Origin of the sequence: Dactylosporangium sp. NPDC006015 (assembly GCF_040614215.1) — a bacterium.
GTDB classification, from domain to species: domain Bacteria; phylum Actinomycetota; class Actinomycetes; order Mycobacteriales; family Micromonosporaceae; genus Dactylosporangium; species Dactylosporangium maewongense.
This window is the reverse complement of the sequence record NZ_JBEXUD010000005.1, coordinates 161,808-184,403: the sequence shown is the minus strand read 5'-3', so window position 1 is coordinate 184,403 and position 22,596 is coordinate 161,808. Positions and strand designations below refer to the sequence as shown.

The window sequence follows — 22,596 nt, the reverse complement described above, 5'->3', positions numbered from 1 at the left end:
AGCCGCTTGGCGTGCAACGGGCGAGCCGCTTGGCGTGCAACGGGCAGGCGGCTTGGCGTGCAACGGGCGGGCCGGTTGGCGGGCAACGGGCGGGCGGCTTGGCGTGCAACGGGCGGGCGGCTTGGCGGGCAACGGGCGGGCCGGTTGGCGGGCAACGGCCCGGCGCACATCGCCTGAAATGAAGCGGGTCGCCCCACCCGGCGGGCAGCAGGCCCGTTACCCCGGGTCGGGCGGGCTGCGGGCCGTCCTGGTCCACGGGCAGCGGGCCGTCCTGGTCGGCGGGCAGCGATCTGCTCGACCTGGTCGGCGGGCAGCGATCTGCTCGACCTGGCAGGCCAGGCCTGCGTCGCTCAGCAGACGACCGGTCAGCGCCTGGGCGGGCAGCAATCGGCCGAGCCGGCAGGCGATTGCTCGGCCCGCTTGGCAGGCGGCAAGGCGCAGGTTGGCAGGTAGCGCAGGGTTGGCGGGCTTGTCCGGATAGCCCAGCAGGCGGGCCCATGAGCACGCGCTGGCCCGGCCGACGGCAAGCGACTCGGCACCGTCCTGCGGGCCGCGACTCGGCAGCCCGGCGAACGGCAATACCGCAATACCGCATCGTCCTGCCGACATGCCCGCCACGACCGGCAAGTACGGCCCGGCTCGCCCGATTGGCCGCTGCGGCTTCATGTGCGAGCGGCGGCGATTGCTGGACTGGGGCATGCTCCGGCGCTGATCCTTACGTCGCCGGGTCTACTCAGAGGACGCTTGCCGCCGCCATCACGAAACGGGCTTCTCCCCGGCGTTCAGAAAGAGTGGTGGTCGGCGAGGGTGACGGCGTTGGCGAGGAGCATGGCTCTGGTCATCGGGCCTGCGGTGAGGGCCTTGACCGGACGCGGGGCTCGGCCTTGATGGCGGCCGCGGTGGCCTTGCCGGCGAGCAGCGTTGCCGTCACGGGGTTGATCCTGCCGCTAGAGTTCCGGGGGTGTCCGTCCGGCGGTGGCTTGTCCCTCTCCTCACCATCTTCGCCCTCGCGGCGTGCGGAAGCGACAAAGCACCGCAGAACGCCAGCCAAGCGCCGGCCAGCGAGAGTGTCAGCGCCGGCGCGGCGGAGGCCGGCGTCGGGGCGCGGCAGGCGGGCGCGAACGCGAGCGCCAGCCCCACGGTGAAAGCGAGCGCAGGCAGCAGAGAGGCCAGCGCCGCCGCGTTCGTGAAGCAGCAGCCGGGCACGTTCGGCGTCGTGATCCGTGACCGGCAGACCGGCACGGTGTGGAAGGCGGGCAACACGACCGCCACCACCTGGACCGCGTCGACGATCAAGCTGGCGATCGCCACCGACCTGCTCGAGCGGCATCGGCAGGGCGCGATCACGCTGGACGGCACCGACCGGGCCAACCTCGACAAGGCGCTGATCAGCTCCGACAACGACGCCGCGACCGCGCTGTGGAACCGGTACGACGGGCCGGGGATGCTCGGGCGCTTCCAGCAGAAGTTCGGCATGCGCACCCTGAGCGTGGTCCCGGGGTACGACACGTTCTGGCGGAACCTGCGGTGCAGCGCCGACGATCTGCAGGCGCTCATGGGGTACGTGCTGGAGAAGCTCGACCCGGCGGACCGCGCCTACCTCACGAAGACGCTGCGCAACGTCGCGAGCAACCAGCGCTGGGGCGTGTGGGCCGCCGGCAGCACCCTCAACCCGGGCAACAAGGACGGCTGGGCGCAGAAGCCGGTCAACGGCAAGACGGTCTGGGTGACGCACACCGTCGGGTTCGCGGGCGCCGGGGAGCGGTACGTCGTGGCCGCCATGTACGAGCAGGGCGCGAGCGGCACCCTCGGCAAGGGCGCCCATGCGGTGAGCGACGCGGTGGCGATGTACTTCGGCGCACCGGTACCGGCGAAGATCACGACACCGTGAGCAACGGGCCCGGCAAAAAGCCGGGCCCGCAAAAAACCGCAAACAGTGCTCAGTGGAAGAAGTGCCGCGTCCCGGTGAGGTACATCGTGACCCCGGCGGCGCGGGCGGCCTCGATGACCTCCTCGTCGCGGATCGAACCGCCCGGCTGCACGATGGCGGTGATGCCCGCCTCGATCAGCCCCTGCGGCCCGTCGGCGAACGGGAAGAACGCGTCGGAGGCGGCGACGGAGCCGGCGGCCCGGTCACCCGCGCGGGAGACGGCGAGGCGCACGGAGTCGACCCGGTTGACCTGACCCATGCCGACGCCGACGGTCGCGCCGCCGGAGGCGAGCAGGATCGCGTTGGACTTGACGGCCCGCACGGCCCGCCAGGCGAACTCGAGGTCCCGCTTGACCTCGGGCGAGGCCTCGGAGCCCGTGACCAGCGTCCAGTTGGCGGGGTCGTCGCCGGGCGCGTCGACGCGGTCGGCGGCCTGCACGAGGACACCGCCCGAGATCTGGCGGGACTCGACGGGGGCGGGCGTCCAGGCGGGGGCGCGCAGGACCCGCAGGTTCTTCTTGGCGGTGAGGACCTCGACGGCGCCTTCCTCGTACGCCGGAGCCACCACGACCTCGGTGAAGATCTCGCTGATCTGCTTCGCCAGGTCGATGGTGACGGGCGCGTTGACCGCGATCACCCCGCCGAACGCGCTGACCGGGTCGCACGCGTGCGCCTTGCGGTGGGCCTCGGCGACGTCGGCGCCGATCGCGATGCCGCACGGGTTGGCGTGCTTGATGATCGCGACGCACGGCTCGGTGAAGTCGTGGGCGGCGCGCCAGGCGGCGTCGGCGTCGACGTAGTTGTTGTAGGACATCTCCTTGCCGCCGAGCTGCTCGGCCTGCGCGAGACCGGGCGCGGCGGCCGGGTCCACGTAGAGCGTGGCGCTCTGGTGCGGGTTCTCGCCGTACCGCAGCGTCGCCGAACGACGCAGCGCCGTGCCAGAAAAGTCCGAACTCTCCCGCGCGAACCACGCCGCCACCGCAACGTCGTACTCGGCAATGTGCGCAAAAGCGACACCAGCAAGCGCGCGGCGCTCGTCCAACGAAAAACCGCCGGAGGACAGAGCGGACAAAACGGCGCCGTATGAAGCGGGCGACGTCACAACGGCCACGGAGGGGAAGTTCTTCGCCGCCGCCCGCACCATCGCCGGCCCGCCGATGTCGATCTGCTCCACGCACTCGTCGTCCGACGCGCCCGACGCGACGGTGTCGGTGAACGGGTACAGGTTGGAGACGAGCAGCTCGAACGGCTCGATCGACAGCTCGGCGAGCTGCGCGGCGTGCGACTCCAGCCGCAGGTCGGCCAGCAGCCCGGCGTGCACCCGCGGGTGGAGGGTCTTGACCCTGCCGTCGAGCGTCTCCGGGAACCCGGTGAGCTGCTCGACCTTGGTGACCGGCAGGCCGGCCGCCTCGATGCGGGCCGCTGTCGAGCCGGTGGAGACGAGCTCGACGCCGGCGCCGGCGAGGGCGCGCGCGAGGTCCTCCAGCCCGGTCTTGTCGTAGACGCTGATGAGCGCGCGCCTGATGGGACGGCGGTTAGCCACGACCCAACCTGACCTTTCGTTCGTTGACGGTCCAGCCTTCGCGGGCCATCCGGCCGACGGTGTCGACCAGCTGGCGGCGCTCGGCCACCTTGATCCGCTCGAGGAGGGTCTCCTCGGTGTCGTCGTCGAGGACGGGCACCGCGACCTGCGCGATGATCGCCCCGGTGTCGACGCCGCTGTCGACGAAGTGCAGCGTGGCGCCGGCGAGCTTCACCCCGTAGGCGAGCGCGTCACGCGGCCCGTGCATGCCCGGAAACGCCGGGAGCAGCGCATTGTGCGTATTCACGTATCGCCCCTCGAATGAGGCGAGGAACCGCGGCCCGACCAGCTTCATGAACCCGGCCGAGACGATCAGGTCGGGGGCGAACCCGGCGCACGACGCCGTCAGGAACGCGTCCCACTCGTCCCGGGTGGGAAACGACGGCACGGCCGCCACGAAGGTCGGCACCTCGTGCTTGGCGGCCCTGGCCAGACCCTCGATGTCGGGCCGGTCCGCCCCGACGGCCACGACCGTGGCACCGTAGGAAGGGTCCGCGGAAGCATCGAGGAGTGCCTGCAGATTGGAGCCGGAGCCGGACACGAGCACGACAAGCCGAACGGTCACCGTGAAACTCTACCGACCGGGTCGGCCCTGCTCAGCGTCGGGCCGGGTGACATATGGCGATGAAAGCCGCAAGTTGCCGATGTTCCACCGTTCTGCCACTGCGAAGATTTGATCCTGGCCAGTACGCTGCCGAAGTTCCGTATCACCCTCGGGACTAACCTGATGCGAACACGGAGCAACAGACGTCCCCAGCCTTAGGAGCCACCGCAATGGGCTACCCACCACAGGGCCAGGATCCGTACGGGCAGCAGCAGCCGTACCAGGACCCCTACGGTCAGCAGCCGCAGTACGGCCAGCCGCAGTACGGGCAGCCGCAGCCGGACCCCTACGCCCAGCCGCAGCAGCCCGCGTACCAGGACCCCTACGCGCAGCCGCAGCAGCCGGCCTACCAGGACCCGTACGCGCAGCAGCCGCCGGTGTCCGGCACCCCGTACCCGACGTCGGGCGGTGGCTACCCCACCTCCGGCGGCGCGTACCCGCCGGCCGGCTACGGCACCCCCGGCTACCAGCAGCCCGGCTACGGGCAGCAGCAGCCGCAGAACACGCTCGGCCTCGTCTCGATGATCCTCGGCATCGTGTCGATCCCGTTCGCCTGCTGCTACATCGGCCTCCTGCTCGGCGCCGCGGCGATCGTGCTCGGCTACCTCGGCCAGCAGAAGGTCAAGCAGGGCCTGGCCAACAACGGCGGCATGGCCCTCGCCGGCATCATCACCGGCGCCGTCGGCGTCGTGATCGAGATCGCCATCTGGGTGCTGTACTTCGCGGGCGCGGCGAGCGGCTGGTTCTACACCTACTAGCCCACCCCCTGCGCACGACGCAATCGCCCGGTCCGCTGTCCGCAGCGACCGGGCTGTTTGCGTTTTTTCATCTTGTACCGGTAGCGCGACGCCCGACTCAGGGCGCTTCGCCGAATGGGCGACCGGGACCTGCCGGCCGGTGCTGCTGATCCGCGTGCCGCACAGGGGAGCTCACACGTCGCCGGCTCGTCCGGGCGGCGACTCGTACCGGCGACGGCAACCGGAAACGGTCAGGGGCTGCCCTGCCGGACCCGCAGCGCGATCTTCGTGGCGGCCGTGGCGAGGACTGTGCCGATCGTCACCATCAGCATCGCGACGAACGCCACCTCCCCCGCCCGCGGGCCGACCACCTCCAGCCCGCCGGCGCCGACCGACCCGCTCGCCGCGACGGACATCAGCCCGAGCAGCAGCCCCGCGACCGGTCCGGCGAGGGCCGCCGCGCCGAGCAGCGGCAGCCAGCCGCGCCCGGTGTCGCTGCGCAGCGACCGGCGGGCCAGCAGCCAGCCCGCCACCAGCGCCGCGGCGAGGGGCAGGCCGAGCAGCAGCGGCGCCCAGCCGGTCGCGGGCGTGGACGGCAGCCCGGCGAGCAGTGGCACCGCGGGCAGCCGGCCCATCGACACCTCGGCGGCGCTGATCGTCGTCTCCGCGCCGATGTTGAACCCGGGGCCGACGAGGTAGCTGGCGCTCCACGCCGCGACGTCCGGGATGTAGAAGCCGCACAGGACGACGAGCCCGACCTGCCCCGCCACGCCGGTGTGGTAGTCGTCGATGATCTGGCCGGCGTCGCTCGCGCTGACCGCGATCGCCATCCCCGCGACCGCCGCGCCCGCGCCGAGGATCAGCAGCGCCGCGACGGCACCGGTGCGGGTCGCGTCGCGCAGGACGCCCGGCAGCCGGCCGGCGAGCCGGGCGATCGCGCGGGCCTCGACGAACGCGCCGAGCCCGCCCGCCAGCAGCCCGAACCCGGCGAACGTGAACCCGGCGCCGACGACTGAGACGTCCACGCCCTTGTGACCGGCGACGATCGCGACGATGGCGCCGAGCAGCCCGTACACGACGGCGATGCACCCGGCGGCCCGCGCGGCGGGCCAGGGGCTCCACGCACCGCCGGGCTGGCGGGCCCGGGCACCGACGGCGCGGGCGGTGTGCACGCCGGCCCGGTAGACGCGCCAGACGGCGACGGCGGTCAGCCCGAGCGGCGCCAGGGAGAGCGGGCCGATCCCGGTGTCCAGCGCGACCCAGTGGGCGAGCAGCCAGCCGGCCGCGCCGACGCGCAGGATCTGCATCAGGGGCGCGCCGGAGCTGTCCACGGCGTGCAGGAGCCACACCACGACGAGGGTCGGCACGAGCGTCACCACCGCAGCCCACAGCGTGGTGACGGTGGCGGCGAGGATCAGTGGGGCACGCCGGGCAGGGCGCCGCCCCGGGGGCCGGCCCCGGGTGGAGCGCCGCTGGATCGGCAGGCGGACGGTCTCCCGCTCGGCCAGCCGGGTCTGCGCCCTTTCGTCTGGTTCCTCTGGGGTGGTGGGCATCGCTCTTAACTCTGTCAAAGACAGGACGGCCGGTCACTCACCCCGGCCGTCCTGAATTTGCTTTTACAGTGCCTTGACGAGGTCCCGCATCAGGTTGGCGGTCTCGGTGGGGGTCTTGCCGACGCGGACGCCGGCGGCCTCCAGGGCGAGCTTCTTGGCGTCGGCGGTGCCCGCCGAGCCGGAGATGATCGCGCCGGCGTGGCCCATGGTCTTGCCGGGCGGCGCGGTGAAGCCGGCGATGTAGCCGACGACCGGCTTGCGCACGTTGGCCTTGATGAAGTCGGCCGCACGCTCCTCGGCGTCGCCACCGATCTCGCCGATCATGACGATCGCCGCGGTCTCCGGGTCGGCCTCGAACGCGGCGAGCGCGTCGATGTGCGTGGTGCCGATGACCGGGTCGCCGCCGATGCCGATGCACGTCGAGAAGCCGATGTCGCGCAGCTCGTACATCATCTGGTAGGTCAGCGTGCCCGACTTGCTCACCAGGCCGATCTTGCCGGGGCCGGTGATGTCGGCGGGAATGATGCCCGCGTTGGACTTGCCGGGGCTGGCGATGCCGGGGCAGTTCGGCCCGATGACGCGGGTCTTGCTACCGCTGGACTGCAGGTGCGCCCAGAAGTTCGCGGTGTCGTGCACCGGCACGCCCTCGGTGATCACCACGGCGAGCGGGATCTGCGCGTCGATCGCCTCGAGCGTCGCGGACTTGGTGCCCGCCGGCGGGACGAAGATGACGCTCGTGTCGGCGCCCGTCTGCTCGATCGCCTCGGCGACGCTGGCGAAGACCGGCAGCTTCGTGCCGTCGAAGTCGACCTGCGTGCCGGCCTTGCGCGGGTTGACGCCGCCGACCACGTTCGTGCCCGCGGCGAGCATCCGCCGGGTGTGCTTGGAGCCCTCGGCACCGGTCATGCCCTGGACGATGACCTTGCTGGACTCGGTCAGCCATACCGCCATGGTCGTTACACCCCACTCGCTGCGAGCTCGGCGGCGCGGCGGGCCGCCCCGTCCATCGTGTCGACCCGCTCGATCAGCGGGTTGGCGGCGTCGTCGAGGATCCGGCGACCCTCCTCGGCGTTGTTGCCGTCGAGGCGGACCACGAGCGGCTTCGACACCGTCTCGCCGCGGTCCGTGAGCAGCTGCAGGGCCTGCACGATGCCGTTGGCGACCGCGTCGCAGGCGGTGATGCCGCCGAAGACGTTGACGAACACGCTCTTCACGTCCGGGTCGCCGAGCACGATCTCGAGACCGTCGGCCATGACCTGGGCGCTGGCGCCGCCGCCGATGTCGAGGAAGTTGGCGGGCTTGCTGCCGAGGCCCTCGCCGGCGTACGCGACGACGTCGAGCGTCGACATGACCAGGCCCGCGCCGTTGCCGATGATGCCGACGTTGCCTTCGAGCTTCACGTAGTTGAGGTTCTTGGCCTTGGCCGCCTGCTCGAGCGGGTCGGCGGCGGCCTTGTCCTCGAGCGCCTCGTGGTCCGCGTGGCGGAAGCCCGCGTTCTCGTCGAGGGTCACCTTCGCGTCGAGGCACAGCACCGTGCCGTCGGCGGTCTTCGCGAGCGGGTTGACCTCGACCAGCGTGGCGTCCTCGGCGATGAACGCCTGCCACAGCTTGACCGCGATCGCCACGACCTGGTCGGCGACCTCGGCGGGGAACTTCGCCTGCTCGACGATCGCGCGGGCGGTGGCCTCGTCGACGCCCTTGACCGCGTCGATCGCGACCTTGGCGACCTTCTCCGGCGCGTCGTGCGCGACGGTCTCGATCTCCATGCCGCCGGCGACGCTGGCGATGCACAGGAACGTGCGGTTCGCCCGGTCCAGCAGGTACGAGAAGTAGTACTCCTCGGCGATGTCGGCGGTGGTCGTGACCATCACCTTGTGGACCGTGTGGCCCTTGATGTCCATGCCGAGGATGTTGGTGGCGTGGCTGGTCGCCTCGTCGGCGCCCTCGGCGAGCTTCACGCCGCCGGCCTTGCCCCGACCGCCGACCTTCACCTGGGCTTTGATGACAACCCGGCCGCCGAGTTCCTCGGCGATCGCACGGGCCTCTTCAGGGGTCTCGGCGACGCCGCCGCCGAGCACAGGCAACCCGTGCTTGGCGAAGAGGGCGCGCCCCTGGTACTCGTACAGGTCCACAGTGGTCCCGTTCCGTCAACCGTGCCGCCTGCCCCATCGCGAGGACGGCTCAACGCTCGCAGCCTAACCAGGTCTGAACAGGCTGCGACTTGGCGGGTGCGGGGTGTGCCCGATTCCACAGCCGCTCCCTCTTTAGAGGGACGCCGCCCGGCGCGCGTAACCGGGCCCGGCGGCCGTCGTTGAGTGCAGTGTCGGCCCGCCTGCAGGGGTAGGGCCGGCACCAAAAACGGCCGATGCCCTGTCGGTCGAGGGGTGGCGGCGGGGCATCGTGCGATAGAGGGGCCGGACGTGTGAGGGGTGCGTCCGGCCTCTCCCCCTTTTTCCGCACCATTTCCGATTGAATGCCGTCAATCAGGCATGCGCAGGTGCGATGTGCTCGCGGGCCCATTCCACGATCGACTGCGTGGTCGCTCCCGGCGTGAAGATCTTCCTGACGCCGAGCCGCTCCAGCTCCGGCAGGTCGTCGTCGGGAATGATGCCGCCACCGAACACGAGGATGTCGTCGGCGCCGCGCTCGGCGAGCAGCTCGATGACCTTCCGGAACAGGGTCATGTGCGCCCCCGACAGGACCGACAGGCCGACCGCGTCGGCGTCCTCCTGGATGGCGGTCTCCACGATCTGCTCCGGCGTCTGGTGCAGGCCCGTGTAGATGACCTCCATCCCGGCGTCCCGGAGTGCCCGGGCGACGATCTTGACGCCTCGGTCGTGCCCGTCCAGGCCGGGCTTGGCGATGACGACGCGGGTCCGCGCGCTCATCCTCACGGTCCTTCCCGTTGGAGGCACCGCTCCGTTGCGGCGCACGCCTGGCCCGAAGGTACCGCATGGAGCGCCCGCAACGACCTTGCGGACCCCGGGTTACGCACAACCAACCGCCCGGGCACTCATTGACCTTCGGGCCTGTCGTGGCTTGTGGCGCGTATTCCGTATTGGCTACGGTGGCCTGCGGTTCAGCCATTGCACTCGAATGACGTCTCCGTCATTTCCGTCTTTTCCAGAATTGCGGGGGTGTGCGTATATGGACGATGCCCAGGCGCCTTACGCGTACCGCGGCCATCACCGCGCCCAGTCGGCGCACACCCGCTACGCGGCCGTGCTCACCACCGCCGTCGTGGGCGCCGGCATTGTCGCGCTCGGCGTGTCCACCGCCCTCCCCGAGCCGCGCAACGACCTCTCCCTGGAGGCGAGCGGCAACTTCGACGACGTCAGCGTGCGGGGCGCCGCCTCCGACGACCGCGCCAGCCGCTCGCGGACCGGCAGCCCCATGACGACCGTGAACATGCCGGCCCCCGACGTGTGGATCCTTCCCATCCAGCGGTACACGCTGACCTCGTTCTACGGCGAGCGCTGGGGCCGCCTCCACCCCGGCGTCGACCTGGGCGCCCCGCAGGGCACCCCCTTCAACGCCGTCGCCGCCGGCAAGGTCATCCTCTGCCGCTGGAACGGCGGCTACGGCTACAACGTCATGATCGACCACGGCGACGGCATCGTCACCGTGTACGGCCACGCCTCCAAGCTCCTGTGCAAGGAAGGCCAGGTCGTGCGGGCCGGCGACAGGATCGCCCTCACCGGCAACACCGGCCACTCGTTCGGCGCCCACCTGCACTTCGAGGTCCGCGAGCACGACAAGCCGGTCGAGCCGCTCGCCTTCATGCGCAAACACGGCGTCGACATCCAGAAGCACACCGAAGACATCTACGGCTGAGCGGTAATTCCCCCCACCGCTGCCGCGGCGGGGCCCGGCGGGGAATGCTGTGCCTCCGCCCACCGCTTCGCGGCGGGGCCCGGCGGGGATGCTCACCCGCACCCCAATGCGCCGCTCCGCGCCGCACTGCCCGCGCCGAGACGCGAGACAGGCCAAGCAGCGCATACACGCCGCATCCGGTGGCCGCCCAACCCGGACGACCAGCACGCGATGTCGATCACGACGGCGTTGATCCACAGACGGATCCGGCTGTCCAGACGACCAGAATCGTCATTCGATCACGGGGAACGGCGGCACGGTCGCCCCGCCGACGGAACGCCGACCCGCCACCGCTCGGCACCCTCCACAGACGTTGGCCAATGCCCGACTTTGCGGCTTTGCGCATCGACGCTGCGCGATCCACCCCCAATTCAGAGATCAACATGTGGGTGGATCGCGCAATGTCGATCCCCCAAAGGGGGCACTCCAGGGCATTGACCAACGCCTGCGCGCGGCCAGCCGGCCGATGGCCGCCCGTGCCGCGCCTGTGAAGTGGCGACACCACTGCCACTGGGCCAAGAACGAGGATCACCGACGGCCGCTTCCCGCAGGCGAGGACAGCCGGGACTGATTACCCGATCGATCGGCGCGGCGATGGGACCGAGCCGGGCTGAACCAATCAAGAGGTCAGGCCATTAGGGGCAAAGCCAGGCCGGCCGAGAGACAGGTCTGGCCAGAGACAGACCTGGACCAAGTCAGCGCCGCCCCCAGACCGGACCCGACCGGGGCCGAGGCAACCCGGGGCCAAACCGGGCCCGAGCCGAAACCGACCGGAGCCGAGCCGCACCCCAGTCGAGCCGAGCCGGACCCGTGCCGAGCCGAGGCCGAAGCGGAGCCGAGCCGAACTGGGGCCGAGGCGGACCGGGCCGCAGCGGGTTCAGGCGGGACGCTTCCAGACCCGGGCTGGGAGCGGTGGGTGGGTGTCAGAGTTTGTCGATGGGGGCGTGGCGCAGGACGATCCACATGACCTGGTCGCCGAAGTCGACCTGGGCCTGGGTGCGGGGGCCGGTGCCTTCGACGGCGAGGACGCGGCCGAGGCCGTAGCGCTGGTGGTTGACGCGGTCGCCGACGGTGAGAGACGGGATGTCGCGGGAGAGCTCGCTGGCGGTGGAGAGCTTGGAGGCGTCCAGGCCGAGCTTGGCGGCGAGCTGGGCGGCCTTCGGGGTGCCGCCGACGAAGGAGGACGTGCGGGACTGGGCGGGACCGGTGTTGCGGCCGCCGTGGCCGCCGCCGCCGGACCAGCTGGTGTACGCGGCGTCGGTGCGCTCCCAGCGGACCAGCTCGGGTGGGAGCTCCTCCAGGAAGCGGGACGGCGGGTTGTAGGCGGGCTGGCCCCAGGCGGAGCGGGTGACGGCGCGGGAGATGTAGAGGCGCTGGCGGGCCCGGGTGATGCCGACATACGCCAGGCGGCGCTCCTCCTCCAGCTCCTTGCGGTCGCTCATGGAGCGCTGGTGGGGGAAGACGCTGTCCTCGAGGCCGGTGAGGAAGACCACGGGGAACTCGAGGCCCTTGGCGGTGTGCAGGGTCATGAGGGTGACGACGCCGGTGTGGTCGGGGTCGTCGTCGGGGATCTGGTCGGCGTCGGCGACGAGGGAGACCTGCTCCAGGAAGCCGGCGACGGTGGCGGGCGGGGCGGCGGTGGCGTCGCCCTGCTCGGCGGCGACGGCGATGGTGGCCTCGGCGCGCTCGGTGTATTCGCGGGCGACGCTGACGAGCTCCTGCAGGTTCTCGACGCGGCCGGCCTCCTGCGGGTCGGTGCTCTCCTCCAGCTCGCCGAGGTAGCCGGAGCGCTCGATGGCGGCCTCGAGGACCTCCTCGGGCAGCGCGGTCTCGGCGAGGGTGCGCAGCTCGTCCAGCAGCGCGACGAAGTCGCCGATGGCGTTGACGGCGCGGGTCGAGATGCCGGGGGCCTCCGCGGCGCGGCGCAGGGCGGCGCCGAAGGAGATTCGCTCGCGGGACGCGAGGGCCTCGACGCAGGCCTCGGCGCGGTCGCCGATGCCGCGGCGCGGGGTGTTGAGGACCCGCCGGATGCTGACGGTGTCGTCCTCGTTGACCACGGCGCGCAGGTACGCGAGGGCGTCGCGGACCTCCTTGCGCTCGTAGAACCGGACGCCGCCGACGACCTTGTACGGCAGGCCGAAGCGGATGAACATCTCCTCGAACACACGGGACTGCGCGTTGGTGCGGTAGAAGACGGCGACGTCGGCGGGGCGGACGCCGGCATTGTCGGACAGCCGGTCGATCTCGCGGGCGACCCAGTCGGCCTCGGCGTGCTCGGTGTCGGCGACATAGCCGACGATCTGCTCGCCGGCGCCCTGGTCGCTCCACAGGCGCTTGGGCTTGCGCTCCGTGTTGCGCCCGATGACGGCGTTGGCGGCGGACAGGATCGTCTGGGTGGAGCGGTAGTTCTGCTCCAGGAGGATGGTGCGGGCGTTGGGATAGTCGCGCTCGAACTCGAGGATGTTGCGGATCGTGGCGCCGCGGAACGCATAGATCGACTGGTCGGCGTCGCCGACGACGCACAGCTCGCCGGTGCTGCCGACGAGCTCCTTCACCAGCATGTACTGCGCCTGGTTGGTGTCCTGGTACTCATCGACGAGCACGTGCCGGAAGCGGCGACGATAGGTCTCGGCGACCTCGGGATGGCTCTGCAGCAGGTGCACCACCCGCATGATCAGGTCGTCGAAGTCGAGGGCGTGGGCCTCGGTGAGCCGCTGCTGATAGAGCGTGTACGCCTCGGCGAGGGCGCGCTCGGCCGGCCCGACCGCCCTGGCCGCGAACGTCTCGGGGTCGACCAGCTCGTTCTTGAGGTTGGAGACCTGGGCGGCGAGGCCGCGGGCCGGATAACGCTTCGGGTCGAGGTCGAGCTCGCGGATGACGAGCTGCATGAGCCGGCGCGAGTCGTCGGCGTCATAGATCGAGAACGTCGACTTGAGGCCGGCGTGGCCGTGCTCGGCGCGCAGGATGCGCACGCAGGCGGAGTGGAACGTGGACACCCACATCAGCCGGGCGCGCCCGCCGACGAGGTTGGCGACGCGCTCCTTCATCTCGCCGGCGGCCTTGTTGGTGAACGTGATCGCGATGATCTCGCCGGGATGCACGTGCCGCGCCGCGAGCAGATAGGCGATCCTGCTGGTCAGCACCTTGGTCTTGCCGGAGCCGGCGCCGGCCACGATGAGCAGCGGGGCGCCCTCGTGGATCACGGCGTCGCGCTGAGGGCCGTTGAGCCCCTCGAGCAGCGACTGCGGGTCACGGCCGCGGGACGGCTGGGCCGGGGCGGCGGGAGCGGTCACGCCGGCCGGCTCTGACTGGGGAAGATCGAAGAGAGCATGCATCGCACCGGCGAGTCTATGCCGCACCACTGACAGAAAACCGGCGGAGGACTTCACGTCGCTCAGAAGACCGTGCCATACTCGTTGACGTGATCGAGCAGGCGCGTCCGTACTTTTTTTACGGCTCCGGGAGTCCGGCAGCCGTAGGTCGCGCCTGAACGCTGATACCTACCGACGCCCCGGGCTCCCGAGCCCGGGGCGTTCCGCGTTCCCGGGGCGGGACCAGAGCCAGAGCTGACAAGGACGAGAGAATGGCCGCCATCACCATGGAACAGCAGCCCGCCGCCGACGAGCACATCGCCGGCCTGCGCAACCGGATCGACGAGATCGACGCGGCGCTGGTCGCGCTCTGGAAGGAGCGGGCTGCGATCTCCCGCGAGGTCGGCGCGACCCGCGTCGCCGCCGGCGGCACGCGTCTGGTGCTGTCGCGCGAGCGGGAGATCCTGGAGCGCTTCTCCGCGGAGCTCGGCGCCGACGGCACCCAGCTGGCCCTGCTCATCCTGCGCGCCGGCCGCGGACCCCTGTAGCCCTCGCACGGACCGCCGAGGTTCGCGTCCTGGCTTGCGGCGTCTGTACCGCCGGAGCCGGCCGGACCGGCGGCGACACGTGGGCCGGCCGACGCAGTGCGGCGTCGTCGGCCCCGATACGGGCAGACCCACTCGCGCCGCCGACCGCGGACCGTGCGGGTGGTTCGCCGGTACCGGCGAAGAAACGGTAAACAGGAAGTCATGAGCTTCCCGAGATCAGCCACCCCGCTTCAGGACGTGCGGCGGGTCCTGTGCGTGTTCGCCCACCCCGACGACGTCGACTTCGGCTGCGCCGGCACCGTCGCCGGCTGGGTCGACGCCGGACTCGAGGTGGGGTATCTGCTGGTGACGCGCGGCGACGCCGGCGGCTTCGACGACACCCCGCGCGCCATGATGCCGGCGCTGCGGGAGGCGGAGCAGCGCGCGGCGGCCGCGGTCGTCGGGGTGGATCACGTCGAGTTCCTCGACGGCTACCGCGACGGCGTGCTCACGGCGTCGATCGACCTGCGGCGCGACATCACCGCGGCGATCCGCCGGTTCCGCCCCGACCGGGTCCTGACCAACTCGCCGCTGCGGCGCTGGGACCGGATCGCCGGGCCGAGCCACCCCGATCATCTGGCGGCCGGGGAGGCGACGACGTGCGCGGTGTACCCGGACGCGCGCAACCCGTTCACGTTCACGGAGCTCGACCTGCCCGCGTGGACCGTCCGCGAGATCTGGTACTCGGGCGGACCGGACCCGGACCATCTGGTCGACATCACCGACACGTACGAGCGGAAGCTCAAGGCACTCAGGGCGCACGTGTCGCAGACGTCGCACCTGGAGGACCTGGACGGCATGCTGCGGGCCCGCCTCGCCGCCACGTCGGGGACGCCGGGCCGCCTCGCCGAGGCCTTCTCCGTGTTCCACACGGCCTGAGAAGCACGGCCTGAAGAAGCACGGCCCGAAGAAGCACGGCCCGAAGAGCACCGCCTGAAACGCGGCGTGCCCGGCCTTCCGAGGAAGACCGGGCACGCGACGTGACAGGAAACTAGGCGGTGAAGCGGACCTGCCGGCGGCGGCGGACCACCAGCAGCAGGGCGACGCCACCCGCGACGAGCAGCGCGCCGGCGGTGATCGCGCCGGTGAGCTTCACACCGGTGACCGGCAGCTCCGGCGGGGCCGGGTTCACGGTGACCGTGGCCTTCGCCTCGAGCTCGGTGCCGGCGACGCCCGCCAGGATCAGCTTCTGCGTCTTGTTCGGGTCCTTCGAGGTGACGAACATGCGGCCGATCGGCACGGAGCCACTGCCCTTGGCGTCGATCGTCACGGTGCCCACGGCGTCGGCGACGACGTAGAACTTGCCGCCGTTCGGCAGGGACGTGACGGCCTTGCCGTCCGCGTCGACGAGCTTGCCGCCGGTGGCCGTGAGGTCGGCCTCGCCACCACCGGAGACGATGGTGAACGGGCCGATCTTCTTGCCGACCACGCCGGCCAGGGTGGCCGGGTTGATCTCGAGCTTCGGCTGCGGGTCGGCGGCCGGGTTCTTCGACGCCTTCACGAGGTACTCGCTGACGGCGACGATGACGGCGTACTGCTCCGGCGTGTTGCCCGTGTTGAAGCCCTCGTTGTTGTCGCGGAGCGCGAAGATGTCACCGTCGGTGATCGTCCAGATGGCGCTCTGCGTGCCGGCGTAGACCAGCTTGGTGAGCAGCGTGGCGTCGATGCCGGCCGGCTTGTCGCCCTTCGCTGCCTTGAGGAGGTCGTCGGGGCTGACGGTCGGGTACGCGTGGGTCAGCACCCACTGCACCTGGCCCAGCTCCTCCGCCGTCGGCGAGGAGTTCTTGTTGCTCGCCCACGGCGCCTCGACGTAGTTCGCGTCGGTGATGTCGCGGGCGAAGTCGATGCAGTACGCGATGACGGGCTCGGACGCACCGGCGACCTTCAGGCCGAGACGCGGCGCGGCGGTCTCGTTGCCGTTCGGGTTGGTCTTGGTGTCCTTCGAGTTGATGACCTTGATCGCCGAAGCTTTGTCATCGATGAAGACCTGCGTGCCGGTGACGGTGTCAGCGTAGGCGGCGCCGGCGCCGCTGAGCGCGACGGCACCTCCGACGAGCACCGCTGCGGCCAGACCGGCCAGACGGGTGGTGTGTGACACGGTGACTGGACCACCTTTGACGAGAATCAGGGGGACGCTCGTTTGTAGCGGTCGGAGACCCCTCCTGTCACCTCCTGCGCAACAGCAGCCACACCAGTCACACCAGTTTGTCCGGAAATCCCGGGAAAAAAATCAGACCAGACGGCGATCCGCGGCCCAGCGGGACAGCTCATACCGGTTCGACATCTGCAGCTTGCGGAGCACGTTGGACACGTGCGTCTCGACCGTCTTGATCGAGATGTAGAGCTCCTTGGCGATCTCCTTGTACGCGTAACCGCGCGCCAGCAGCCGCAGGACCTCGCGCTCGCGGTTGGTCAGCTGGTCGAGCTCCGGGTCGGCGACCGGCGCGTCGGGGCGCGCGGCGAACGCGTCGAGCACGAAGCCGGCCAGGCGCGGGCTGAAGACGGCGTCGCCGTCGGCGACCCGGCGGATCGCGTCGGCGAGCTCGTCCGGCGAGATGGTCTTGGTGACATACCCCCGCGCGCCGGCCCGGATCAGCCCGATGACGTCCTCGGCGGCGTCGGAGACCGACAGCGCCAGGAACTTCACCTGCGGCCGCGCGCGGCGCATCGCGTCGAGGACGGCCCGGCCACCGCCGTCGGGCATGTGCACGTCCAGCAGCACCACGTCGGGCTCCAGCGCGCCGATCTTCTGCACCGCCTCCGCGACCCCGCTGGCCTCACCGATCACGTCGACGTGCACGCCGAGCTCGGCGCGGACCCCCGCCCGGAACATGGCGTGGTCGTCGACCAGGAACACCCGCAGGCGCTGGGTCTCGTCAGTCATCACTTCTCCGTATCGATGGGCAGGCTCAACCGCACCTCGGTGCCGTCGCCCGGTGTGCTGCGGATCTCCGCCTTGCCCCCGTGCCGCCGCATGCGGGCCAGGATCGAGCCTCGCACGCCGTGCCGGTCGGACTCGACGGCGGTGAGCTCGAAGCCGACGCCCCGGTCGCGGACGAACACGCTCACGCAGTCGGGCTCGACCTCCGCGTAGAGCGAGACGGTCTGGACCTTGGCGTGCTTGGCCGCGTTGACCAGGGCCTCGCGGGCGGCGGCGACGATCGCACCGACCCGCTCGTCGACGTCGACGTCACCGACGACGACGGTCTCGACCGCGATCGCGAACGTGTCCTCAACCTCGGCCGACGCCTCCTCCAGCGCGGCGCTGAACTTCTCCGTCGGCGACGCGGTGGGCTTGTACAGCCAGTTTCGCAAGGTCCGCTCCTGCCCGCGGGCGAGGCGCTGGACCTCCTTCAGATCGCCGGCGTTGCGCTGGATCAGGGCCAGGGTGTGCAGCACCTGGTCGTGGATCATCGCGGCCAGCTCGGCCCGCTCCTGCTCGCGCACCCGCGCCTCGCGCTCCGTGCTGAGCTGCGTGAACATGCGGTAGAGCAGCGGGGCCAGGGCGAGGCCGACGCCGGCGAGGGCGACCGCGGCGAAGCCGAGGCCGTAACCGATCGAGGCGAGCGTGGCGCCGGAGATCGGCACCCCCACCACGAACGCGCCGATGATGCCGACGATGACGAGCAGGCCGCCGCCGATGAACCGGACCAGGTAGGACTTGCGGTTGTTGTCCATCACGGCGCCGAGCCAGGGCATCCCGGGCACGGTCGCCGACCAGCGCTCGCGCCGCTTCGGGTCGGCCTGGTGCCAGATGATGCCGGCGCCGAGCGCGATGACGGCGGCCAGCCAGCCGATCACCGCCTGGATGCCGTCGCTGGGGCCGGCCATCAGCACCAGCAGCACCATGCCGACGCCGAGCGCGAGGAACGAGAAGAGCTGGTTGACGTTGCGCCGGCCCGACCGCACGTGCGGCGGCATCGGCAGCACCGCCCAGAACGCCGCGTAGAGCAGCGCGCCGAGCCCGTTGAAGGCCGCGAGCAGCACGAACGCCACCCGCACCAGCACCACGGAGGCGCCGAGGTGCGCGGCGATGCCGGCGGCGACCCCCGCGACGACCCGGTCCGCGGGCTCGCGGTAGAGGCGGCGGACGGGCACTGGGCTGGTCATCGGACTCGTTTCGGCTCGCGGTCGGAACTGGGTTCCACCAGATCGTCACACGCCGACCGACGCCCGGACCACTCCGAGCCGCCCCGGAACCGGCAAATCAGGGTGGTGTCAGGGTCGATGCCTGAGGCGCGGAGGGCTCCGGGTCGGCGACGATCGGTGGCATGACGAACCCGCCTGCCGCCGACGAGCCGGCGGCCGCAAGAGCACGTGCAGAAGATCAAGAGCCGGATGGTGTACGAGTGGCGCCCAGCTACGCGGCGGACTACCTGCCCGACGGGTCCGACGACGCCGCCGCCGATGCCGATGCCGCCGATGCCGCCTCCGACGCCGCCACGTCGCAGGACGCCCCTGCCCCGCCCGCCAGCGTGTCGCCCGCCAGCGGCGCCGCCGGGGATCCTGCCTGGGAGGCGGCGACCGTGCCCGCGGAGCCGAAGCTTGATCTGACCAAGGTGGAGCGGGAGGAGCCCGCGTCGGAGGACTTCGAGCCGCCGTCCGGTGGCTTCACGCCCGCCGGTGCCGGACCGGCCGGCCCGCCGCCACCCGGCCCTCCTCCCACCGGCGGCGCCGGTGGTCCTGGTGGTTCCGGTGGGCCCGGCGGTCCTGGTGGTCCTGGTGGTCCTGGTGGTCCTGGCGGTCCCGGTGGTCCTGGGGCGTTCGGAACGGCGGCCGGAGGGGTGCCGCCGTTCGGATTCAGCCGCAGCAATCTCGTGCGGCCGCAGCACGGCCGGTACGTCGCCGGGGTGTGCGCCGCGATCGGCCGGGCCACGAACACCGACCCGACGCTGTGGCGGGTCATCTTCGCCGTGCTCACGCTCGCCGGCGGGGTCAGCATCGTCGCGTACCTGCTGGGCTGGCTCCTGCTGCCCGCCGAGGGCGACACCGGCTCCCCGCTGGAGGCGCTGCTCGGCCGGGGCAGGTCGACCACGTCCGCCCCGGTCGCGATCGTGATCGGCGTCGGCGCGGTGCTGGCGTTCCTGCTGGTCATGTCCCGCAACGTCGGCGCGGCCGCGGTCGGGCTCGCGGTGGTCATCGGGGTGGTGGCGCTGCTCGTCCGCGGGCAGGGCAACCTGCCGCCCGGGCCGCAGCCGGACCAGCCGGGCGGCCCGCTGGGGGGCGGCCGACCCTGGATGCCGCCGATGCCGCCGACGCCGCCCGGGCCGTTCGTGCCGGGCCCGGCGGCCGCCGCGCCGTTCCCGCCGTCGGTGCCGCCGTTCCAGTCCGCCGGACCGTCGTACACCGGGCGCGGTGGTGGATCCGTCGGCAAGACGCCAGGCGTACACCCGGCGTGGCTGCAACACCAGACCGCCGTGACCCAGCCCGTCCCGGCCGCCACTCCGGCGACGCCGGCACCCGCCCGGCCGTCCGGGCCGCCGGCACCGCTCGTGCCGCCGCTGCCGCCGTTGCCACCGCTGCCGCCGACCGGTTACCGGCCGCCGTTCGCGCCGCACGGGCCGTTCAGCGGGAGCAGCCCCTACGCGGCGTCGCTCGGCTACCCGGCGGGGGCGCCCGCGTCGCCGTACCCGGGGCTCGCCCCGCAGCCGCCCAAGCCCCCGAAGCCGCCGAAGCCGCGCTCCCGCCTCGGCCGGGTCATCTTCTCGCTGATCTGCCTGTCGCTCGGCGTGCTCGCCGTGCTCGAGGTGACCACGTTCGACCTCCTGGTCAGCACGTACTTCGCGGTGCCGCTCGCGATCGTCGCGCTCGGCCTGATCGTGGGCGCGTGGTTCGGCCGGGCCCGGCTCATGATCCTGCTCGGCGTCGTGCTGAGCCTCGCCCTCGCCATCTCGACCGCGTCGACGATGGACGGCCCGAGCAGGAAGGACGTCGAGAACATCAACATCAACCCGATGTCCGTCACCGAGCTCGACAGCGACTACCGCACCGACTTCGGCAACATCCACGCCGACCTCCGCCAGGTGGACTTCGCCGGCCAGGACGTCAACATCAGCTTCCGCGTCGGGTACGGCGGCAACATGGAGATCATCCTGCCGAAGAACGTGGACGTGTACGTCGACGTCCGGGTCGAGGGCGGCGACTGCCGCGTCCTGGGGCGCGAGTGCGGCGGGTTCAACCAGACCAACGAGTTCACCGACCTCGGCACCGACGGCGCCGGCGGCGGCAAGCTGCACCTCGACCTCGACCTTCGCTACGGCAACCTGGAGGTGACCCGGTGAAGCCGCACCGCACCGATGGCCTCTCCCTCACGTTCGGCCTGATCTTCCTCGGCATCGTCATCGTCTGGCTCTTCAACCAGGCGGTCTCGGTCAATCTCAACGCCGGCTGGATCGTCGCCGTCGGACTGATCGTCTTCGGCCTGCTGGGGCTGCTCGGGGCGCTGCGCTCCGACAAGTCCGACAAGCCGTCCAGTTCGGTGCCCGCCACGTCGGCGCCGCCGGCTTCTTCGGCGCCTCCCGCGTACGACCCGGACGACGCGGACTAGTCACGGAATATGCTGGGCCGGCGGGGCGCGTTCCCCCGCCGGCCTTTTCGTTTGCATGTATTTCTTGAGGAGCCCTTCAGACATGACCCAATTTCCCGTTGGCGGCGCGTCCGGCGTCTCCCGCCGCCCGATCCAGATCGGTGACCGCGCCGCCCGGGTCCTCGCCTCCGAGCTCGCCCGTCACGGCGGGCCCAAGACCGGCCTCCTGGTCGGCGCCGCGGCCGGCTCCGCCACGCTCGCGGCGGCGATCGACGCGCTGCTGCCCGACGACCGCCTGACCATCGTCGCCACGTCCGGCGCCTCGGCTGCCGCAGGGGCCGTCGCGGCACTCCGGGAGCATGTCGAGCGGCAGGGGCGCTGGGTGTCCGACCGGACCCGCGTCGTCGAGTCGCTCACCGAGGCGGAGCCCGCCGACGTGGTGATCCTGGCCGAGCCCCTCGCGGGCAGCGCCGACGACGCCCGGGCCGTCCTCGCCGGCCTGACCAAGCTGGTCACCACCGGCGGCGTCCTCACGGTCGTCGTCCCGGCGACCCGCCTGCCGAGCGGCGCCGCCGACGAGGTGGAGCGCCAGGCCGCGCTGTACGGCGTGGGCAGCGACCTCGTCCTGCGCAACGTGCCGCCGGTCCGCGTGCACCGCCTCCGGCACACCCCGGCCCACCACGCCGCGGCGCACAACCTGCTGCCGGCGCTGCGCCCCTCCAGCGTCCCCCTCACCCGGGGCATGCACATCGACTCCAACGGCGTCGCCGCCGCCGGCATCGCGCTCGGCCTCGCCGCCCTGGCCAAGGCCGCCCGGCCGAAGTCGAAGCTGTGGCTGGTCCCGGCCCTGGCCGCCGCGCCCGTCGCCGCATTCTTCCGCGACCCGCAGCGCGACGTCCCCGAGGACGCGAGCGCCGTGGTCGCCGCCAGCGACGGCAAGGTCCTCGGCGTCGAGCGCCTGCACGACAAGCGCTTCGGCGACATCGAGTTCCTCCGCATCGCGGTCTTCCTGTCCGTCCTCGACGTCCACGTCAACCGTGCCCCGGTCGCGGGCAAGGTCGTCGACTACTTCGTCGAGGACGGCGGCTACGCGGCCGCGATGAAGCCGGAGGCCGAGCACAACGTCGCGGCGTACACGCTGCTGGAGACCGCCCACGGCCCCGTCGCCGTCGTCCAGCGCACGGGCCTGATCGCCCGCCGCATCGTGCAGCGTGCCCCGGTCGGCTCCCTGCTCGCCAAGGGTGAGCGCTTCGGCCTGATCCGCTTCGGCTCCCGCACCGACGTCTACCTGCCCGCCGACAAGGCCACCCCCGCGGTCGCCCCCGGCGACCGGGTCGTCGGCGGCTCGACGGTCATCGCCACCTGGCTCTGAGCCCGTCCTCCCCGGGGCCGGCGGAGATCACACTCCACCGGCCCCGGCACAGCACACCCGCCCACGAACCGGCAGCCCCCGCGCACGGCGCCAACGACGCGCTCGCCCACCTTCCGGCAGCCCTATTCCCAGCGCCCCGCCCCACTCGACAAACGCTGGTCAATGCCCGGCTTTACGGCCTTTGCGCCACAGAGCCTGCGCGATCCACCCCCAAGTTGCTCTCCAAAACCCGGGGGCGGATCGCGCAACGTCTATCCGCGCGGCACCGAGCGCGGCAGTTGAGCCAAGGGCAGCCAAGCACCCCGCGCACGGCGGCGGCCGCACGTTCGCCCGCCTTCCGGCACACCTGTTCCCGGCGCTCCACGCCACTCGGCAGACGTTGGTCAATGCCCGGGTCTGCGGCCTTTGCACCAGATGATGCGTCGTCCGCCCTTAAGTTGATCTCTGGAACCAAAGGTGGATCGCGCGGCGTCTGGCCGGTTGCAGTGTTGGGCCACGGGGAATAGCGAAGCGCCCCGCGT

General features: G+C 71.6%; 18 protein-coding genes. 8 read left to right on the top strand and 10 right to left on the bottom strand.

The window, feature by feature from the left end; genetic code table 11:
* The first annotated feature begins 961 nt into the window (after positions 1 to 961).
* Positions 962 to 1,891 (top strand): hypothetical protein, encoded by a 930-nt coding sequence (locus tag ABZ321_RS11495; RefSeq protein ID WP_354890849.1) that lies wholly within the window; start codon positions 962 to 964, stop codon positions 1,889 to 1,891.
* A 49-nt stretch (positions 1,892 to 1,940) separates the two neighbouring features.
* Here the strand turns inward: ABZ321_RS11495 and purH are convergent, their stop codons facing one another.
* Entirely contained in the window at positions 1,941 to 3,473 is a 1,533-nt protein-coding gene (gene purH / locus ABZ321_RS11490) for a bifunctional phosphoribosylaminoimidazolecarboxamide formyltransferase/IMP cyclohydrolase (protein ID WP_344501766.1), read from the bottom strand.
* On the bottom strand, positions 3,466 to 4,077 hold the full coding sequence (purN, locus tag ABZ321_RS11485) for a phosphoribosylglycinamide formyltransferase (protein WP_344501767.1): 612 nt from the start codon (positions 4,075 to 4,077) through the stop codon (positions 3,466 to 3,468). The genes purH and purN overlap by 8 nt, the downstream gene beginning before the upstream one ends.
* 209 nt (positions 4,078 to 4,286) lie before the next feature.
* Between purN and ABZ321_RS11480 the strand changes: the two genes are divergently transcribed.
* Positions 4,287 to 4,874, top strand: a complete 588-nt coding sequence (locus tag ABZ321_RS11480; RefSeq protein ID WP_344501768.1) for a DUF4190 domain-containing protein — start codon at positions 4,287 to 4,289, stop codon at positions 4,872 to 4,874.
* Positions 4,875 to 5,104: 230 nt separating this feature from the next.
* On the opposite strand, the gene ABZ321_RS11475 is transcribed toward ABZ321_RS11480, so the two are convergent.
* The 4 genes from ABZ321_RS11475 to ABZ321_RS11460 all read right to left on the bottom strand — a co-directional run bounded on the left by ABZ321_RS11475 (position 5,105) and on the right by ABZ321_RS11460 (position 9,294).
* Positions 5,105 to 6,406, bottom strand: coding sequence for a DUF6350 family protein (locus ABZ321_RS11475; protein WP_344501769.1), 1,302 nt, complete (start codon positions 6,404 to 6,406; stop codon positions 5,105 to 5,107).
* 63 nt (positions 6,407 to 6,469) lie between these two features.
* On the bottom strand, positions 6,470 to 7,357 hold the full coding sequence (gene sucD / locus ABZ321_RS11470) for a succinate--CoA ligase subunit alpha (protein ID WP_344501770.1): 888 nt from the start codon (positions 7,355 to 7,357) through the stop codon (positions 6,470 to 6,472).
* A 5-nt stretch (positions 7,358 to 7,362) separates the two neighbouring features.
* Complete coding sequence (sucC, locus tag ABZ321_RS11465; RefSeq protein WP_344501771.1) at positions 7,363 to 8,538, bottom strand: ADP-forming succinate--CoA ligase subunit beta; 1,176 nt, start codon at positions 8,536 to 8,538, stop codon at positions 7,363 to 7,365.
* Between the two features lie 351 nt (positions 8,539 to 8,889).
* Positions 8,890 to 9,294: a cobalamin B12-binding domain-containing protein gene (locus ABZ321_RS11460; RefSeq protein ID WP_344501772.1), complete on the bottom strand. Its 405-nt coding sequence runs from the start codon at positions 9,292 to 9,294 to the stop codon at positions 8,890 to 8,892.
* A gap of 259 nt (positions 9,295 to 9,553) precedes the next feature.
* Between ABZ321_RS11460 and ABZ321_RS11455 the strand changes: the two genes are divergently transcribed.
* Entirely contained in the window at positions 9,554 to 10,240 is a 687-nt protein-coding gene (locus tag ABZ321_RS11455) for a M23 family metallopeptidase (RefSeq protein ID WP_344501773.1), read from the top strand.
* 962 nt (positions 10,241 to 11,202) lie between these two features.
* Here ABZ321_RS11455 and pcrA read toward each other — a convergent pair.
* Positions 11,203 to 13,614: a DNA helicase PcrA gene (gene pcrA / locus ABZ321_RS11450; protein ID WP_344501774.1), complete on the bottom strand. Its 2,412-nt coding sequence runs from the start codon at positions 13,612 to 13,614 to the stop codon at positions 11,203 to 11,205.
* Positions 13,615 to 13,772: 158 nt separating this feature from the next.
* On the opposite strand from pcrA, the gene ABZ321_RS11445 reads away from it, so the two are divergent.
* Both ABZ321_RS11445 and ABZ321_RS11440 read left to right on the top strand, forming a co-directional pair.
* A complete protein-coding gene (locus tag ABZ321_RS11445; RefSeq protein WP_354890942.1) occupies positions 13,773 to 14,138 on the top strand; it encodes a chorismate mutase in 366 nt (121 codons plus the stop codon).
* A 201-nt stretch (positions 14,139 to 14,339) separates the two neighbouring features.
* A complete protein-coding gene (locus ABZ321_RS11440) occupies positions 14,340 to 15,056 on the top strand; it encodes a PIG-L deacetylase family protein (RefSeq protein ID WP_344501775.1) in 717 nt (238 codons plus the stop codon).
* Between the two features lie 112 nt (positions 15,057 to 15,168).
* Here the strand turns inward: ABZ321_RS11440 and ABZ321_RS11435 are convergent, their stop codons facing one another.
* From ABZ321_RS11435 to ABZ321_RS11425, 3 genes are all read right to left on the bottom strand, one after another.
* The gene (locus tag ABZ321_RS11435) at positions 15,169 to 16,275 is read right to left on the bottom strand and encodes a thioester domain-containing protein (protein WP_344501776.1); all 1,107 of its coding nucleotides are present in this window, start codon (positions 16,273 to 16,275) and stop codon (positions 15,169 to 15,171) included.
* Between the two features lie 132 nt (positions 16,276 to 16,407).
* Complete coding sequence (locus tag ABZ321_RS11430) at positions 16,408 to 17,061, bottom strand: response regulator transcription factor (protein WP_344501777.1); 654 nt, start codon at positions 17,059 to 17,061, stop codon at positions 16,408 to 16,410.
* Complete coding sequence (locus ABZ321_RS11425) at positions 17,061 to 18,287, bottom strand: PspC domain-containing protein (RefSeq protein WP_344501778.1); 1,227 nt, start codon at positions 18,285 to 18,287, stop codon at positions 17,061 to 17,063. The genes ABZ321_RS11430 and ABZ321_RS11425 overlap by 1 nt, the downstream gene beginning before the upstream one ends.
* A gap of 161 nt (positions 18,288 to 18,448) precedes the next feature.
* Between ABZ321_RS11425 and ABZ321_RS11420 the strand changes: the two genes are divergently transcribed.
* The 3 genes from ABZ321_RS11420 (at position 18,449) to ABZ321_RS11410 (ending at position 22,075) form a co-directional block, all read left to right on the top strand.
* Positions 18,449 to 20,458 (top strand): PspC domain-containing protein, encoded by a 2,010-nt coding sequence (locus tag ABZ321_RS11420; RefSeq protein WP_354890848.1) that lies wholly within the window; start codon positions 18,449 to 18,451, stop codon positions 20,456 to 20,458.
* The gene (locus tag ABZ321_RS11415; protein ID WP_344501780.1) at positions 20,455 to 20,724 is read left to right on the top strand and encodes a hypothetical protein; all 270 of its coding nucleotides are present in this window, start codon (positions 20,455 to 20,457) and stop codon (positions 20,722 to 20,724) included. Before ABZ321_RS11420 ends, ABZ321_RS11415 begins: the two co-directional genes overlap by 4 nt.
* A gap of 82 nt (positions 20,725 to 20,806) precedes the next feature.
* Positions 20,807 to 22,075 (top strand): phosphatidylserine decarboxylase, encoded by a 1,269-nt coding sequence (locus ABZ321_RS11410; protein WP_344501781.1) that lies wholly within the window; start codon positions 20,807 to 20,809, stop codon positions 22,073 to 22,075.
* Positions 22,076 to 22,596: the final 521 nt, after the last annotated feature.

Bases quoted from the DNA above. Each gene is read 5' to 3' on its own strand.
- ABZ321_RS11480 (WP_344501768.1), top strand. From the start codon at position 4,287: ATGGGCTACCCACCACAGGGCCAGGATCCGTACGGGCAGCAGCAGCCG.
- ABZ321_RS11475 (WP_344501769.1), bottom strand. From the start codon at position 6,406: ATGCCCACCACCCCAGAGGAACCAGACGAAAGGGCGCAGACCCGGCTG.
- sucD (WP_344501770.1), bottom strand. From the start codon at position 7,357: ATGGCGGTATGGCTGACCGAGTCCAGCAAGGTCATCGTCCAGGGCATG.
- ABZ321_RS11460 (WP_344501772.1), bottom strand. From the start codon at position 9,294: ATGAGCGCGCGGACCCGCGTCGTCATCGCCAAGCCCGGCCTGGACGGG.
- ABZ321_RS11455 (WP_344501773.1), top strand. From the start codon at position 9,554: ATGGACGATGCCCAGGCGCCTTACGCGTACCGCGGCCATCACCGCGCC.
- pcrA (WP_344501774.1), bottom strand. From the start codon at position 13,614: ATGCATGCTCTCTTCGATCTTCCCCAGTCAGAGCCGGCCGGCGTGACC.
- ABZ321_RS11440 (WP_344501775.1), top strand. From the start codon at position 14,340: ATGAGCTTCCCGAGATCAGCCACCCCGCTTCAGGACGTGCGGCGGGTC.
- ABZ321_RS11430 (WP_344501777.1), bottom strand. From the start codon at position 17,061: ATGACTGACGAGACCCAGCGCCTGCGGGTGTTCCTGGTCGACGACCAC.
- ABZ321_RS11425 (WP_344501778.1), bottom strand. From the start codon at position 18,287: ATGACCAGCCCAGTGCCCGTCCGCCGCCTCTACCGCGAGCCCGCGGAC.
- ABZ321_RS11420 (WP_354890848.1), top strand. From the start codon at position 18,449: ATGACGAACCCGCCTGCCGCCGACGAGCCGGCGGCCGCAAGAGCACGT.
- ABZ321_RS11410 (WP_344501781.1), top strand. From the start codon at position 20,807: ATGACCCAATTTCCCGTTGGCGGCGCGTCCGGCGTCTCCCGCCGCCCG.